Annotated in this window: 14 protein-coding genes; 10 read left to right on the forward strand and 4 right to left on the reverse strand. The window is 44.0% G+C overall.

Annotated features, from left to right (window positions below; all coding sequences use genetic code 11):
* Window positions 1-185: 185 nt before the first annotated feature.
* The 4 genes from L1D22_RS11460 to L1D22_RS11475 are packed head-to-tail and all read left to right on the forward strand — an operon-like array spanning window position 186 to window position 4,086.
* Complete coding sequence (locus L1D22_RS11460) at window positions 186-1,307, forward strand: HlyD family secretion protein (RefSeq protein ID WP_239829868.1); 1,122 nt, start codon at window positions 186-188, stop codon at window positions 1,305-1,307.
* The gene (locus tag L1D22_RS11465) at window positions 1,297-2,316 is read left to right on the forward strand and encodes a DUF2955 domain-containing protein (protein WP_239829869.1); all 1,020 of its coding nucleotides are present in this window, start codon (window positions 1,297-1,299) and stop codon (window positions 2,314-2,316) included. Before L1D22_RS11460 ends, L1D22_RS11465 begins: the two co-directional genes overlap by 11 nt.
* 12 nt (window positions 2,317-2,328) lie before the next feature.
* Window positions 2,329-3,429 (forward strand): AI-2E family transporter, encoded by a 1,101-nt coding sequence (locus L1D22_RS11470; protein WP_239829870.1) that lies wholly within the window; start codon window positions 2,329-2,331, stop codon window positions 3,427-3,429.
* Entirely contained in the window at window positions 3,430-4,086 is a 657-nt protein-coding gene (locus L1D22_RS11475; RefSeq protein WP_239829871.1) for a potassium channel family protein, read from the forward strand. It abuts the gene before it with no gap.
* Between the two features lie 130 nt (window positions 4,087-4,216).
* On the opposite strand, the gene L1D22_RS11480 is transcribed toward L1D22_RS11475, so the two are convergent.
* Window positions 4,217-4,756: a DUF3332 domain-containing protein gene (locus L1D22_RS11480; RefSeq protein ID WP_239829872.1), complete on the reverse strand. Its 540-nt coding sequence runs from the start codon at window positions 4,754-4,756 to the stop codon at window positions 4,217-4,219.
* A gap of 236 nt (window positions 4,757-4,992) precedes the next feature.
* Between L1D22_RS11480 and L1D22_RS11485 the strand changes: the two genes are divergently transcribed.
* Window positions 4,993-5,586 (forward strand): hypothetical protein, encoded by a 594-nt coding sequence (locus tag L1D22_RS11485; RefSeq protein ID WP_239829873.1) that lies wholly within the window; start codon window positions 4,993-4,995, stop codon window positions 5,584-5,586.
* 229 nt (window positions 5,587-5,815) lie between these two features.
* On the opposite strand, the gene L1D22_RS11490 is transcribed toward L1D22_RS11485, so the two are convergent.
* Window positions 5,816-6,025, reverse strand: a complete 210-nt coding sequence (locus L1D22_RS11490; RefSeq protein ID WP_239829874.1) for a hypothetical protein — start codon at window positions 6,023-6,025, stop codon at window positions 5,816-5,818.
* Between the two features lie 867 nt (window positions 6,026-6,892).
* Here L1D22_RS11490 and L1D22_RS11495 point away from each other — a divergent pair.
* The 4 genes from L1D22_RS11495 to L1D22_RS11510 all read left to right on the forward strand — a co-directional run bounded on the left by L1D22_RS11495 (window position 6,893) and on the right by L1D22_RS11510 (window position 10,598).
* Entirely contained in the window at window positions 6,893-7,828 is a 936-nt protein-coding gene (locus L1D22_RS11495) for an ABC transporter substrate-binding protein (protein WP_239829875.1), read from the forward strand.
* A gap of 96 nt (window positions 7,829-7,924) precedes the next feature.
* A complete protein-coding gene (locus tag L1D22_RS11500; RefSeq protein WP_239829876.1) occupies window positions 7,925-8,878 on the forward strand; it encodes an iron chelate uptake ABC transporter family permease subunit in 954 nt (317 codons plus the stop codon).
* A complete protein-coding gene (locus tag L1D22_RS11505) occupies window positions 8,871-9,821 on the forward strand; it encodes an iron chelate uptake ABC transporter family permease subunit (RefSeq protein ID WP_239829877.1) in 951 nt (316 codons plus the stop codon). Before L1D22_RS11500 ends, L1D22_RS11505 begins: the two co-directional genes overlap by 8 nt.
* A 12-nt stretch (window positions 9,822-9,833) precedes the next feature.
* On the forward strand, window positions 9,834-10,598 hold the full coding sequence (locus L1D22_RS11510) for an ATP-binding cassette domain-containing protein (RefSeq protein WP_239829878.1): 765 nt from the start codon (window positions 9,834-9,836) through the stop codon (window positions 10,596-10,598).
* Between the two features lie 243 nt (window positions 10,599-10,841).
* Here L1D22_RS11510 and L1D22_RS11515 read toward each other — a convergent pair whose 3' ends face one another.
* Together L1D22_RS11515 and torT are read right to left on the reverse strand one after the other, a co-directional pair.
* Window positions 10,842-11,297 carry a methylglyoxal synthase gene (locus L1D22_RS11515; RefSeq protein WP_017632301.1) on the reverse strand — a complete coding sequence of 152 codons (456 nt, stop codon included), beginning with the start codon at window positions 11,295-11,297 and terminating at the stop codon, window positions 10,842-10,844.
* 61 nt (window positions 11,298-11,358) lie between these two features.
* Window positions 11,359-12,492 (reverse strand): TMAO reductase system periplasmic protein TorT, encoded by a 1,134-nt coding sequence (torT, locus tag L1D22_RS11520; protein WP_239829879.1) that lies wholly within the window; start codon window positions 12,490-12,492, stop codon window positions 11,359-11,361.
* A gap of 92 nt (window positions 12,493-12,584) precedes the next feature.
* Here torT and torS point away from each other — a divergent pair, with 92 nt between their 5' ends.
* On the forward strand, window positions 12,585-15,584 hold the full coding sequence (gene torS, locus L1D22_RS11525) for a TMAO reductase system sensor histidine kinase/response regulator TorS (protein ID WP_239829880.1): 3,000 nt from the start codon (window positions 12,585-12,587) through the stop codon (window positions 15,582-15,584).
* The last annotated feature ends 12 nt before the right edge of the window (window positions 15,585-15,596 follow it).

Here is a 15,596-nt window from a genome sequence, read left to right on the forward strand (position 1 = left end):
GGGTACTTGATAAGAGCTGTTGGCCATGATCAATCAATCCTTGTGCATTGATACATAATTGGAGGTGCATATCATTTACGACACTTTGTTTAGTAAATCTAACCCTATTTACTTGAGTTTTCCATGGTCAGGTTTATTTTTAAGATATTAATTTTGTTGATGTTAGTTATCTATGAGGGAGTCCCATGTCAGAAGTCAACGGGAATAAACAAGACGACAATGAAGACAGTAGCCAACTAGAGAATGGCAAGGATAAGGTAAGAAAGGTAACCAACTATTTACTTGGGTTTGTGTCATTCATGCTGGTGTTCAGTATTGTCGCCGACCGAATTATTCCAATCACCGATAATGCCCGCGTGAAGGGGTATATTGTTCCTATTAAGCCTGAAGTGTCAGGCAAAGTGCTTGATATCTTAGTTAAGCCGAATCAACTGGTTAATCAAGGTGACACACTCGCGATTCTTGATGAATCTGATTACCGAATTGCGGTGCAACAAGCCGAGCAAAATCTTGAGATTGCAGGGCAGAATGTCGGTGCTCAAACTGCAAACATCGCTTCTGCCCAAGCTAAATTAACTTCTGCTTTGGTCGAGAAACAAAACACTCAGCTTCAAGCGAAACGTGTGCTGGAAATGGCTGAAAAAGGCGTGATGTCTAAATCGGATGCTGATGAGGCTCGAGCGGCATTAGCAACTTCTAGCGCTGGCGTGACTAACGCTGAAGCGGATCTGGAACGTGCCAAGCAGCAGATGGGTAAAGAGGGTGAAGAGAACAGCCAAGTGAAGGCGGCCTTATTGGCGTTGGAACAGGCGCAGCTAAACCTTGAACGTACCGTTATCAAAGCGCCGACTCAAGGCGGTGTGTCTAACTTTAGCCTTTCTGAAGGCTTCTATGCTTCTGCAGGACAAGCGATTATGACGTTTGTCTCGACGGAAGACATCTGGATCGAAGCTTATTATCGTGAAAACAGCTTAGGTAATGTTGCGGTGGGTGATGAAGTCGAAGTCGCGCTTGATTTTGCTCCGGGTCAAATTGTCAAAGGCCGTGTCAGCAGCATCGATTGGGGTGTGGATTGGGGGCAGAACGATCAAGCGGGTAAGCTTGCTCAAGCTAGCCAACAAACGGGCTGGTTGCGTCAAACACAGATGCTTCCTATTACCATCGAATTTGAACGAGATGAGATGCAAGGCATGCTCCGAGTTGGCGGCCAAGCGGATGTGATTGTTTATAGCGGCGACAACTTTGTGTTCAACGCGATAGGCAAAGTATGGATTCGTTTGATTAGCGTATTGTCTTATGTCCGATAAGCCGATTCCTGACCAACAAACACAGCAACGGATCCTGCGGTATACCGTCGGGGTCACGTTGGCTGTTTTCTTGGCGGCGTGGATAAACTGGCCACTTGCGTTTGTAGCGCCAGTGTTCACTGCTAAGTTCTTAATCGATAAACCTAATCTGCACAAAGAAACCGTCTACGAACTGTTGTTGGCGGTGGTTGCCACCATGGCGCTCGGTTTGTTGCTGTCTCGTGGTATTACACATTATCCCATCCCTTTGCTGGTTTTAGTGGGCTTGATGATGCTGTGGGGCTACTACTTGTTTGTCGATCCAAAGTGGAATCTGTTCGCCACCATACTGCTGATTGCCGTGTTGATACTGCCATTCATGGCCATTGATAATCCGGGTGTTTCGGTGTTATTGGCATCTGGCTTGGCAACATCGGGTGTAGTTTCAGTGATGATATTTGCTTTGGTGCATGTGTTCTTTCCTGAACCTAAATCGGAGTTTTCAGGTTTCGCGGCTGCGCCACTCGAAAAGAAACAACGTTGGTATGCGGCCTTTAGGGCGATGATTATCTCTTACCCTGTGGTGTGCTTTTTCTTTATCTTTCAGATATCTGAAGCACTACTAACTATGATGTTTATCGCGTTGTTGTCGTTAATGATCACCTCAGAAAAATCTGTAAAACTGAGCGCATTTCTTGTGTTCAGTAATGGTATTGGAGGCTTGTTGGCGATTGCTGCTTTTTCAATCCTTTCTATTGTTCCCAATATTGTCTTCTATTCTTTATTTATAGGACTTATTGCCATTCTCATGGCGACTAAGATCTATACCGTTCCAGAAAAAGCACCGATTTTCGCCACTGCATTCAGTACTTTATTGGTACTCGTAGGAAGCACATTGATGAGCTCAGGCGATATCGACAGCAACACATTCATACGTATATTCCAATTAGTGTTAATTGGAGTTTATATGATTTTGGCTTCACTCTTCCTTGAAACCAGGAATTGGAAGTTTCTACAAAATCAGCCCTAACAAGGACGTCTCATGAAGTTAACCGATGATTTTTCAAAACAGGCGATTGATGCCGCAATTAAGATTGCAGCCATTGCCATGCTCGTCTATTGGTGTTTTTCAATTCTACGCCCATTCATTCTATTGGTCGTGTGGGGCGCAATCATTGCGACTGCGCTTTACCCAGTGGCAGTCGCAATTTCAAATAAAACGGGAATGTCGAAAGGTAAAGCCAGTGCATTGCTGAGCTTTATTGGTGTCATTCTTCTGTTTATTCCTTTGGCGGCGCTTTCTTCTGGTATCTACACCAGCGCTACTGACCTGATGACAGGGCTTCAAGATGGCACATTGTCATTGCCTAAACCGAAAGCGTCCTTACAAGATATCCCATTCATAGGTGAGAAGGTTTATTCAACCTTGGTTGCCGCCTCCAACAATATTGAAGGCACTTTCATAAAGTATGCTGATGAACTTAAACAGTTCGCGACGAAAGCTGCTTCTGTTCTTGGCTCGTTGGGTGGTGGCTTTATTCAGTTCATCATCTCTACCATCATTGCTGGTGCATTTATGAGTAACGCAGATAAATGTCAAACCGGTGTGACTCACTTAGTGGCGCGTTTGACGGGCGGCAAAGGTGAAGAGTTGGTACAGCTCTCTAAATCGACTGTGCGCAGTGTTGTGCAAGGTGTGATTGGTGTTGCTGTGATTCAATCCATGATGTCGGCAATCGGTTTAGTGATTGCTGGCGTTCCTGCTGCGGCGTTTTGGGCGCTAGCTGTGCTGCTAATTGCAATCATCCAACTTCCACCGATTCTTGCTCTATTACCTGCGATCATCTACATGTTCAGTGTTGAATCGACACTGGCGGCGAGCTTGTTCTTAGTGTGGTGTATTTTGGTGAGCGGCAGTGACGCTATCTTGAAGCCTGTACTGCTAAGCCGAGGCTCTCATATTCCAATGCTGGTTATTTTATTGGGTGCACTGGGCGGAATGGCGATGTCAGGAATTGTCGGTTTGTTTGTTGGTGCTGTGATTCTGAGTTTGACCTATGAGCTGATGATGGCATGGCTTGGACTTGAAGATAAAAACCAAGAAGAAGCGGAAACAAACAAAGCAGAGACAGAGGAGAAATAGATGAAGGCAGTCTCGAAAGACGACAACTTCTACTTCTTATTCTATGCACTGTTGTTGTTGTTTTTTGGTTGCGCGGTGATGCAGCAGTTTTATCCGCAAGGCCAAAAAACGATTCTATTTTTGATCATTATTACTCTAGCGGTTTCGATTGTCGGTATTCATAGAGAGCGAGCCTTGTATCGCTCTTGGTATGGGTTGCTGTTGATCACGGCGTCGGTGTCGGGTGTGTTTTCTTTCTTAGAAGGCTACAACCTATCTATCGTGACGCTAACTGCGTTGGCCATCTTTCTGTTTTCACATATTTACTCTGCGCTAAGGCAGGTGATACAAGCGAAAACCGTCACGCCAAATCACATCATAGGATCCATCTGTATTTATCTGCTGTTGGGGTTTGCTTGGTCGACCATCTACTTGTTGATTTTAGAAATCTTTCCGAATGCATTTAATGGGTTAGAAGAGCAAGTTTGGTTAACTAATTTGTTCAATGCGATGTATTTCAGCTTCATCACTTTGACTACGGTGGGCTATGGTGACATTTCACCGGCTTTGCCTATTGCTCAGTTCTTTGTGTTTATGGAGTCGATCATCGGCAGTTTTTACTTAGCGATTATGGTGGCGAGCTTGGTGAGTATTCGACTCGCTCAATCCCAGTCCTAATCGAGCAAATACAAAGAAGCCCGGCAATCGCCGGGCTTCTTCTGTTTTACGCTGTTCAAAGTCAAACGTAGCTTTGAGATTGAGCTCGCTATGAGCTACGAATCTTAGATCTTAGTGCGAGCTAAGAACCTTAAGCTTCAGTGCCTTGAATTCTCTCTAATTCAGCGATAGTCGTTTGCGATACAAGTTGACCATCCATGTAATAGGTAACGTTTTGACCGTCTTTGATGCCCGTTAGAGTCGCTGTTTCACCAGACGTATAAACAATGTCCATTTGAATCGTGTTTTCGTCGATCTTAATCATCTCACCCGTTTCAATGGTGCGATTGTTTGAAATTGGTCCTACAGGTGCTTCTTTCAGGCTTGGGTCTAGCTCATCGTTCACTTTGAAGTGTGTGTCTGTTTTTGTATCGAACACGTGTGGCGCGCCGCTGATTGGGTTTTTACCCGTCCAGAATTCAAGTGAGTTGAATACTACGTAGTCGGCTGCGGTAGTAATACCGTACACAGGCGCTAATAAGAAGTTTACACCTGCACGAGCATAGCGGTTATCGACAACTTCAACGTTAAATTTCATCACTTTCCCTGTTACGGCGTTACTGCCGATACAACCAGTCAGCGCAGAAGCCAAAACCGTTAGTCCTACAATTTTAAGTGCAATCTTTTTCATTTTAGTACCTGTATAAGTTAGAAGTCTGTTTCGTTGGAACAGGTGTAGTATGGTTTTTATTCGATGGTCAGTTTTACCATTTAGCGCCATGTGGTCTAAAAATTAGCCGAATGAGAATGTGTTGAGCGAATTTAAGCGCCTACCTGGGGATAGCGCCTGAAGTAACCGAAAAACCGTGGCTAATAATGGTATGATCTCGGGTTCAGCACCGCGAGTTATAAAGAATAGGAAAAAGAATGAGCAACCTTACAGAACAGCAAGAAGCCGCAATGGCGACGTTTAAAGAAAACTTACACCTACCAAATGGTGGTTTTTATAAACTGATTATCGAGCTAAGTAAGGAATTTCAGCTGCCTTTTCAAAAGGTGCGTGCTGTTTTAAAGAAAGCTCAAAAAGACGTTGAACGTCAAATCCGCGAAGATTTTTCGAGTGTCGATGAGTCGGTTCTTAGCCAAGAAAATTGGCTGAGTATTATTAAATCGAAGCTGGTCGAACTGGCGGTAGATAACCAAACGGTTATGGATAAACTGCAACTCAACTCGAAATATCAGAAAGTGTTGGCTGCAACCAATGGTTCAATCGCAAGTGAAGACGAGCGTGATGAATTGATCGAAGAGTTGATTCAAGCTTATGAGAAAGAGGTGTTTAAACCTTTACTGGCAATGCTGCATACAACAAAGCTGTATTGGAAGTTAATGCTGGTGGATGAGACATGTAAGATGAATGAGGAGAATCGTGAGAAGTTCAGTGATTACCCTCAACACATGCAAGCTGCAGAACACTTATATACGCTGGATCAGAAGTTAAGGTTGATGCCGTTAACTTATTAGTCCATGAATGCACTGATAATGACGCAGTGGTGATTCAGAGTTTGATATAAGTTGGTTTCAATAGAAGCACGATAACCTAGCTAGCGTTAGCCGCGTGTGAAATGCAAAAGGGCTAGGTTTCAGATCTGTTTTACTTCTACTCTATTTTGTTCTGCTAGAGCGAATTGAGGGTGACATCTTTTATACTTTGGAACTAGGCGATGTTTCTTTTTGTCGCCTTTGGGAAATGCTATAGGAGTGTGAAATGTCCTAGGGTGTTTCCGTTGCGCGAAACGATAGTTCCGGTGCTGTCTCTTTCATTAAATTCAAAGTCGATGAGATAACTGTTGTGTTGTAGCTTGGGCAATATGTGGCGGTGGAGTATATCGCTATTGAGCTGTCGAATCTCGGTGACCCATGAAAGTTCTTCTTTGTGTAAATCTATTTTGATCTTGAGCATTTATTACCTTTTAGTTTATTGACTGTTTTTTCGCGTGATAGTTGGTACCAATGGGTTTGTCTTGTTGTTCTGCGTGACATAACTGTGCCTTGTGTTTATTACATTTATATTTAAGTTTTCGATCTATTTTGAATTCGCTAAAAAGAAAGCAAATGACGAATAGAACAGTAGTGGGATCTATTTTAAAAGCTATTGAATGACTATCTGGGTGAAAGCTGACGCAGAGATGGTGTAACGAGGAATCGAGAACTGTCTATGTGGAACTTGGACTTACTTTAGCATTAACAGCTCTGTAGATTAGAGCCAAGATTTGAACTATACGCCTAGTTTAATAAATTACAACCCTATTTTTAAATTAATTTCAAATAAATTCGAATGATTTACCATCACTTGTTGAGGGGTAAATAAGCGTCTGAGTAACAAGTTCTTTACGGTGTTACCGATGAGGTATGCCAATCTACAGTTCTGCGTAATATAACCTATTTCTTTTTTCCGGTTCTATTATTGAGTGGCTATTGTTAAGTAGTTATTATTAAAGAGTTTTACATTGTAAATCGTGTTCCGTAATGTTAGCTAGTTTGCCTCTGTTTGTCGCCCAAACACTTTCGCTAATCCTAATGTTGGTTACTATCTAACAAAATGTGAATAATCACTTTTACGTTTCTGAATAATAAAGTTGTTGTGTACCTTAATTACTGCAAATATAATTGATAATAATTCTCACTTGCGTTACAAGTTTGTTGTCAAATCAATGACAGACTTTAAATTATCGTTATTTAGCAGTTGTGTAGGCCCCATACTCATCTATGAGTAATCAGACTTTCATTGTCATGAGTGGTGGTTTGTCTCAATGGCAAAGGAAGAAACATGAAGAAAACAATCAATTCAGTTCGCCAGTTATTGAGCGGGCTTGCTATCGTTCTTGCATCATCATTCATGATTACTGCTCAAGCAGAAACCGTGACTATTGAACACGTAAAGGGCACAGCGCAGTTTGATGAAGTGCCACAACGAGTCGTCGTTTTGGGTTTTGGTAGCTTGGATGTGTTAGACAAAATTGGTGTGAAGCCAGTAGGCGCGCCTCATAGCCTAATGCCTGATTACCTAGAGTCTTACAAAGAAACAACAGCAAACACTGGATCATTGAGCGAACCTGATTTTGAAGCTATCTACATGTTGAAGCCTGACGTGATCATTGCTGAAAATCGTATGCTTAAGGTTTACGACAAGTTGGCACAAATTGCTCCGACGATCATGTTCTCTATTGAAGGTGACAAGTACTGGGCTGACGCTCAAGAAAACTGGCGTGCACTAGGTCAGCTATTTGATAAGCAGGCTGAAGTTGAAGCGCTCATCACAGAAACACAAGATTCTATTGCAGCGGTAAACGACAAAGTAACCTCTGGCGAAACCACAGCAATGATGCTGATGAACAACGGCAACAACATTGCGATGTTCAACAAAGGCAGCCGCTTCTCAATTATCTTTGACGACTTCGGTTACGTTGAATCAAAGAGTGCAACAGTAGCGCCAATCAAAGGTACGCACGGTAACCTTATCTCTTTCGAATACATTGCCGATGCAAAACCTGAAGTGCTTTACATCCTAGACCGTGAGAAAGCGATTGGTAAGTCAGAAGGTCGTGCACCACAACTCTTTGATAACCCATTGGTAGCAGCAACACCTGCAGCACAGCAAGGCAACATCGTTTACCTTGATTCAAGTGCTTGGTACCTAGCTGGTGGCGGTGTGACAGCGATTCACAGAATGTTGGGTGACATTGAACGTACCATTCAACAGTAACCAATAATTAGATTTTCGGGCTTATAAGAACGTTCTTATAAGCCCTTTTTCACTTTTCATACGGGCTATCCGAGACCTACCTTTAGTATTATTTCTATGTTGAAACCCATTGCAGCTGCTGTATTTCTTGTTGTGTTATGCGTTGCGTCATTGATGATTGGGGTCGCTGAAATCAGTTTTAGTGACTTCTTCAATGGCAACCAACACGCGAACTCTATTTATATTGTTAGTCGAATCCCTCGTTTGCTCGCCATTGTACTGGCCGGTGCCGGTTTGAGTGTCTCTGGCTTGATCATGCAGCAAATCGTTCAAAACAAGTTTGCCGCGCCTTCAACGATGGGAACGATCGACTGTGCCATGTTGGGTTACATCGTTGGTATTCTAGTGCTAGGTAATGCTGCGCAATGGAGCTACTTAGGTTTCATCTTTGCGTTTGCTGTGTTCGGCACCATGTTATTGGTTCGCTTCCTACAACACCTCAAGTTCAAGAACGCAGTATTGGTGCCTTTGATTGGCATCATGTATGGCAACGTAGTTTCCGCGCTAACGACATTTATCGCCTACAAACACGACTTAGTACAAACCATGTCAGCATGGACGATGGCGAACTTCGCGAGTGTCTTGCAAGGTAGCTATGAAATCCTTTATCTCGCAGTGCCTGCTTGTGTGTTGGCTTATTACTTTGCGAGCCAGTTCAGTGCGGCGAGCATCGGTGAGAGCTTCGCGAAAAACATCGGTTTGAATTACCAGAAGATCGTGTTCATCGGCGTGGCTCTAGTCGCTATCTGCGCTTCTTCTGTGGTGATGATTGTTGGTGTTATTCCATTCCTTGGCCTTATCGTGCCGAATGTTGTGTCGCTGATGATGGGCGATAACATGAAGAAAATTCTGCCTTGGACGGCCTACTGGGGTGTGATCTTGGTATTGGCTTGTGACTTGTTAGCGCGAATTGTCATCTTCCCTTATGAGATTCCAATCTCAATGGTAATCAGCATCTTTGGTGGTTTGATCTTTATCTACCTAATCATGAGAGACAAGTCGAATGCGTGATTCAGTAAAAATTGCGATTCTGGCTATCGCGTCTTTGGGTATGACCGCGGTTTTTGTGGGGCAGGGACTGACGTGGGATAACTACGAGTTCTTCCTGTCTTTACGACTACCAAAACTGTTGTCGATTGTATTGGCGGCGGTGGCGATCTCTGCGTCGTCATTGGTTTTCCAAACCATCACTAATAATCGAATTTTAACCCCATCTATCTTGGGCTTTGATAGCTTATACATGCTGGTTCAAACGGTGCTTCTGTTTGTGTTTGGCAGTACAAGCTTCTGGGTCATTGATTCTATCGCAAACTTTTCAATGTCTGTGACTGTGATGATCTTGTTCTCTTTTGCTCTGTTCCATTTCTATTTTAAGAGCAAGCGAAACAACGTATTCACACTGCTGCTGATTGGTATCGTGTGTGGCAGCGTATTCTCGAGTTTGTCTAACTTCTTGGCGATGTTGATTGATCCGAATGAGTTTGCGGTGCTGCAGAATGTGATGTTCGCAAGCTTCAATAACGTGAAAGGCGACCTGGTTTATCTCAGTCTTATTCCACTGGGTTTGAGCTTGTTGGGATTATGGGTGTTGGCACCTAAACTCGATGTACTTTGGCTTGGTGTCGATAACGCGACAAGCTTAGGCGTGAACACTAAGCGACTGACTCAGATTACTTTGGTGATTGTGTCGGTAATGGTGGCAGTATCTACGGCTTTGGTTGGCCCAGTGCTTTTCTTCGGCTTAATTACCGTGAGTTTGGCTCGTCAGATATTCAGCTCTTATCAGCACCGTACTCTGATCATCGCTAGCAGTTTATTAGCAGTGGTGTTGCTCGTTTCTGGTCAATGGTTCATCGAAAAAGTGATGTCGTTTGAAACCACAGTGAGTGTGATCATTAACTTGGTCGGCGGTTTGTATTTTATGTTCTTGTTGTTACGCACCAGAATTCAGTAAAGGTAGTAAGTAGTGATTAAATTAACAGGTTTAAGTAAGAAGTATGGTAAATCACTCGTGGTGGATGATGCCAGCGCTATGTTCCCGAAAGGGGAAGTGACTTCGATTATTGGCCCAAATGGTGCGGGTAAAAGTACACTGCTTTCAATGGCGAGTCGCTTAACAGACAGTGATGCTGGTGAAGTGATCATAGGCGACAAACTTCTTGCAGAGTGGGATACCAAAGAACTGGCCAAGCACCTTGCGGTGTTAAGACAGTCGAACAACATCAACATGCGCTTTACGATTCGTGAGTTGGTTTGTTTTGGTCGTTTCCCGCATTCTCAAGGTCGCTTGAAAGACGAAGATCATAAGATCGTTGATACGGCGCTAGAGCATCTTGGTATTACTGATATTCAAAACAAATACCTTGATGAGCTGAGTGGCGGTCAGCGTCAAATGGCATTCATCGCCATGGTTGTGGCACAAGATACTGACTATGTGTTCTTAGATGAACCTCTGAACAATCTAGATATTAAGCACTCTGTAGAGATCATGCAGACGCTACGTCGTTTAGCGCATGAATTTAATAAAGCAGTAGTGATCGTAATTCACGACATCAACTTTGCTTCTTGTTACTCAGATAACATTGTCGCGATGAAAAAAGGCCAAGTGGTTAAATCGGGTAAGGTTTCGGAAGTGGTTGAAAAATCAGTGATGGAATCGATCTACGAGATCCCATTTGAGATTCGTGAGTTCGATGGCGTTCGAATCTGTATGTACTATTCGGGCCTTTAGACTGATTAGTATCGAACCTCACAAGTGAAAAGAGCTCCTACATCAGGAGCTCTTTTTGTTTCTCGTTATCGAATCTTTTGCTAACGCCTCTTAATATTCGAAAGCTCGGTGAACCGAAGTCACCCGAAATATAAAGTTGTGTGTGGTCGAGTGCAGACGTCGGTTCATCCATTGTTACTGTCTTGCAAAAATTCGCCATCTATTTAGGGCGAAGCCGTCTAGTTATGAATGGTTAACACAGTTCTACGTACGCTCAGCAAGGTACGCTTCGTAATCTGGGATCTCGATAATCACTTCTTCTTCTAGCAATGAAGAGTTAAACAGGAAGTTTGCAGTAGCGCGGTTGGTTGCCACTGGAATGTTCCAAACACTTGCGATACGAAGCAGTGCTTTCACATCTGGGTCGTGAGGAACGGCATTCAGTGGATCCCAGAAGAAAATCAGCATATCAATTTTGCCTTCAGAGATAAGTGCGCCAAGTTGTTGGTCGCCGCCCATAGGACCACTGATCATGCTCTTGATTGCTAAGCCTGTCTCTTTACTTAGTAGAGAACCCGTTGTGCCTGTCGCATAAAGGAAGTGGCTTTGTAGCTTTTCTTTATTTTCTTTTACCCATCTTAGTAGCTCAGGTTTGAAGTGGTCGTGAGCAACTAAGGCGATATGCTTATGCGTTGGCATTGTACGTGTTGTTTTTTGCATGAATGTTCCCTAAATTATTGGTCTAATTCTTATTGTTCTAAATTCTTTCTTGAATATATCACTAAGGTTGAACACTGAATACAGGTCGAAACTCAGAAGGTGAGAGCGAGTCGGCAATAACCTGATCTTTTAGTGTTGATGGCGTCAGAATTTCAATTTCTGGCGCCGCATGTTTATCGTAAGGCTTTGAGCGCAAGTAGTTTGTGGCTTGCTCTACGGATAAGCGTCCTTGTTCAACCATCTTGTCTGTTGGTGAAAACAGTACCTTGTGGCGAAGCAACCCGCGGTATACACCATGGCTGAGGTAAGCCGAAACCAATCCAATCTCGTCCAATTTATCGGCTGCTCTAAGCTCACTGATCGCCGCTTCAATCGCGACTGCACTGCCAACGATGTATTTTATTTCAGGTTGTTCAATCACCTGTTGGACTAAGTTTCTTTGCAGCTCTTTGTCATTATCTGCCCAGTAACTTACAGCAATATTAATATCACTTGATTTTATTGCGTCGTAGAAGCCAAGTGCGACTGGTTTGGTGCCACCACTTGCTTGAGGGCCTAACAACAAAGCAACGTCTGTTTTACCGGTTCCTTTCGGGTGCAACTCGCTTAGGAATTTTCCTGAGTCATAGCCCATCTGATACCAATCAACGCCTACCACGCCTTTTAGTACTTTTTGTTGTTTTTCACTTAAGGTCAGTTCGTTAACCGTTGCAAAAACCGGCGTAGAGCCTACCCAGTTGGTTAGCGTGTCGTAGTAAGCATCTGGCGATACCGTGCCTAGAATGATCGCGTCTGCGCCCCATTTAACACAAAGCTGCATTTGAGAGGCTTGCTTTGAAATGTTTGGGTAACCGCCAGCTTCTAGTACGCGAAGTTCTACATTTTGCTTTTTCGCTTCGGAGATCATGCCGTAGTTTACCGACAGCCAGTAAGAGTCTTTTAGGTGAGGGTAGATCGCACAGATCTTTTCTACGCCCGCAGAGGTTTCTGCCTTCGGTACAGGGAGCAGCTCAACATGGCTTTGATCCGTTGGTTTGGGTATTTTCTTTGAACTGAGCACGACATCGGAGCTTTCCGTCATCAGTGAGTTCAATGGCGCGATTTGTTCTTCTGATGAAGTCGCAGCAAAGGCCGAATTCGCAAATAAGCCAAGTAAAGAGGAAATGATTGTTGTCGCGAGCGTTTTAGATAGCATGAATTGGTGTTTTATTGGCTTTAGATAAGAAACACTACAAAATATAGCGTATTCTGGGTGGGTAAAGAAGATCGTTTTAAGGTTTAAGTTATATGTTGTTAGCCACAGCAAGTATTGGACGCAAGCTACTTGCTTCGTTTTTGGTCATGGCGCTTTTGGTTCTTGTATCGGCATTGATCGGTGTCTCTGGATTTAGCTTTGTGGCGAAAACAGAAAGAAACGTCGTAGATTCTGCGCTCCCTGCGATGATTGAAGCACGACAAGTTTCTGAGCTCAGTAACCGCATTATTTCCTCCGTTCAAACTCTCTCAAACGCTAAGAATGAGCAAGAGAGAAAAGAAGCGGGCACTGTGCTATTCGGCCAGCTTGAAGCGCTTCTTACTCATATTAAAGAGTTGGGTGTTGATAGTTTTGATTCCCAACTACTGCACGAACTTGAAACCCATGTTGAAAGTGTCATCAATACACTGGCAGAGCTGGGTGTATCGGTTGAACGTAAGCTTTGGCTCAACAAAGAGCTGACGGCACGCGTCGAAGAGATGAAATTTTTGGCTGAAGAGCTGGAACAACTCACACGTACTCAAGTGTTGAACACCGCAACCATCGCGATTGCGAACGTAACCCATATTTACGATCTGCTAGAAACCAAACAAACCGACAGAGCCTATCAAGCCCTTGATGCATTAGTTGAAGTCGATTTAGACCTTTCCGAGCGCTTACACGAACTTCATCTTCTTGCTTTCAAAATCCTTAACCAGATTGAAGAAACGCAAACCGTTACCAACGTTGAACGCATTCATCAGATCCAATCAGAGTTTGAAGCCAACCTCAAAATCATGGATCGCCGTGTTAAAGCGGTAGAAGATCCAACTCGTTCAGAGCAAATGTCATTGTTGCTTGATGAGCTTCGCAAGCGCCAAGTGGTGTTTGATATCTCGCTTGAGCAGTATGAGAACACAAAGAAATCTGAATTCTTGATGCAGAATACTCTGCAACTTTTCTCTAAATTGAACACAACCGTTAACCAATTGGTCGATGATTCAAACCTGAGCACCAAGAAGGCGGTGGACGAGCTGACTTCAACGCTGAGTGTTGCACAGTGGTCACTGTCTGTGATTTCGATTATTGGCCTTATCATCGTCGCTTTTATTGTCTGGCGCGTGGTGTATATCTCTGTGGTGAAACGCCTCGCTGAATACTCGACCGCACTAATGTCCATCGCTCAAGGGCGTTTGAATATCGATATTTCGGTGAAAGGTAATGATGAAATTGCCCATATGGGTGAGGCGATCATTACCGCGAGAAACACCGCACAAGCGCTGCAAGTGGTGGCGGTAGGTGAAGCCAAAGCCAAGCGCGAGCTTGAAGAACATAAAGAACAACTAGAAGAACTGATTACCGAGCGTACCTATCAACTTCAACAAACCAATGAAAAGCTTAATGTCGAAGTAACCAACCACGCCAAAGCGCGCAGTGCTGCAGAACAAGCAAGCCGAGCGAAATCCGCATTCTTGGCGACCATGAGCCACGAAATCCGAACGCCGATGAATGGGGTATTGGGTACGGCCCGATTACTGAAAGATACGGGTTTGAATCAGTTGCAGTCGGGTTATGCCGATATTATCAACCGCAGTGGTAAGAACCTATTAGCGATCCTTAATGACGTGCTGGATTATTCCAAAATTGAAGCGGGGCATTTAGAAGTGCGTGTCGCGTCGTTCGATCTGCATCAAATGGTTCAAGACACCTATCAATTGATGGAAGGGCGAGCATCCGAGAAGAAGCTCGACTTTCACTACTTCATTGAAAGTGATGTTCAGCGTTACTGGCGCGGGGATGTGACTCGTATCAGTCAGATCCTCAATAATTTGGTGGGTAACGCCATCAAATTCACCGACAGTGGCTCTGTAGATATTTTTGTCAGCCTTGATTTGGAAGATGAAAATCGTGTGATGTTCGAGGTTTCAGATACTGGTGTTGGTATCGATATCAGTGAACAGAAGTGTCTGTTTGATGCGTTTAGCCAAACTGAAAGTGGTCGTAACAAAACTGGTGGCACGGGGCTTGGCTTAGCGATCAGTAAGAGCGTGATGCACGCCATGAATGGGGATATTGGTGTTCATTCCGAAGAAGGTGAGGGTAGCCAGTTTTGGTTCTCACTGCCTCTTGAAGTGGGTGAGAAGATTGAAAACAAAGTTGCGGCTGTTGAAGCCTGCATTCGCGCTAAGGTACTGCTGATTGAAGACAACCCAGTGAACTGCATAGTTGCGGAAGGCTTCTTGAATAACTTAGGCCACGATGTGGTCATCGCGACGACAGGGCAAGAAGCACGAGTTATATTCAGTGAACAAGAGTTCGATATTGCGTTGGTGGACATCAACTTACCGGATTGTGATGGCGTTGAATTGATTCAACAATTGAAAGATGATGCGCGCCAACATGAACAAGCCGCAACACGTAAATTGCCACCTATGGTTGCTGTATCGGCTCACGTGTTTAACGAAGAAGTCGAAAGCTACTTGTCGTCGGGCTTCGATGGTTTCTTGCCTAAACCTTTAGAGAAAGAAGCCTTGTCAGAACTGATTGTAGAGCAATTAGATGGTCACACTCTATTGTTGCCTCAGCCCGATCCATCGGATGCTATTTGTTGTAAGGTCAGTTCGAAACCTCAAGATGCCGAGTTAGATTTATCTACATTGGCACTGGGAGGTTCAGCACAACTGGCAAATCAAGATACAGAAAATAACCAAGGAGATCAGATCGTGCAGATTATTGATCCGAAAATCATTAAAGATGACTTAGCCATTTTAGGCCACGACAAAATAGTGCAGATTGTTGGTCTGTTTGATCAAAGCAGCCAAGCCACTCTCGATGAACTTGTTGTAGCGGACGAGGCCGAGAACGCTCGTGAAATTAAGTCGCTGGCTCATAAATTAAAAGGCTCGGCGGGAAGCTTGGGTTTATCTGCCTTGTTTGCTTTGTGTCAGAGCATTGAAGCGAGTGAAGAGCCGTTGACCCAATATCGTGACCATGCCGATTCACTCTCTGAATTGGTGAGAGACTCGTTAGCGGCACTGCGCGAACAACTGTAAATAAGACGCTCA

Origin of the sequence: Vibrio sp. Isolate34, from assembly GCF_022397915.1 — a bacterium.
Lineage (GTDB): Bacteria > Pseudomonadota > Gammaproteobacteria > Enterobacterales > Vibrionaceae > Vibrio.

Coding starts and splice junctions, on each gene's coding strand:
- L1D22_RS11495 (WP_239829875.1), top strand. CDS start 6,893: ATGAAGAAAACAATCAATTCAGTTCGCCAGTTATTGAGCGGGCTTGCT.
- L1D22_RS11475 (WP_239829871.1), top strand. CDS start 3,430: ATGAAGGCAGTCTCGAAAGACGACAACTTCTACTTCTTATTCTATGCA.
- L1D22_RS11480 (WP_239829872.1), bottom strand. CDS start 4,756: ATGAAAAAGATTGCACTTAAAATTGTAGGACTAACGGTTTTGGCTTCT.
- L1D22_RS11500 (WP_239829876.1), top strand. CDS start 7,925: ATGTTGAAACCCATTGCAGCTGCTGTATTTCTTGTTGTGTTATGCGTT.
- torS (WP_239829880.1), top strand. CDS start 12,585: ATGTTGTTAGCCACAGCAAGTATTGGACGCAAGCTACTTGCTTCGTTT.
- L1D22_RS11460 (WP_239829868.1), top strand. CDS start 186: ATGTCAGAAGTCAACGGGAATAAACAAGACGACAATGAAGACAGTAGC.
- torT (WP_239829879.1), bottom strand. CDS start 12,492: ATGCTATCTAAAACGCTCGCGACAACAATCATTTCCTCTTTACTTGGC.
- L1D22_RS11505 (WP_239829877.1), top strand. CDS start 8,871: ATGCGTGATTCAGTAAAAATTGCGATTCTGGCTATCGCGTCTTTGGGT.
- L1D22_RS11515 (WP_017632301.1), bottom strand. CDS start 11,297: ATGCAAAAAACAACACGTACAATGCCAACGCATAAGCATATCGCCTTA.
- L1D22_RS11490 (WP_239829874.1), bottom strand. CDS start 6,025: ATGCTCAAGATCAAAATAGATTTACACAAAGAAGAACTTTCATGGGTC.
- L1D22_RS11465 (WP_239829869.1), top strand. CDS start 1,297: ATGTCCGATAAGCCGATTCCTGACCAACAAACACAGCAACGGATCCTG.
- L1D22_RS11485 (WP_239829873.1), top strand. CDS start 4,993: ATGAGCAACCTTACAGAACAGCAAGAAGCCGCAATGGCGACGTTTAAA.
- L1D22_RS11470 (WP_239829870.1), top strand. CDS start 2,329: ATGAAGTTAACCGATGATTTTTCAAAACAGGCGATTGATGCCGCAATT.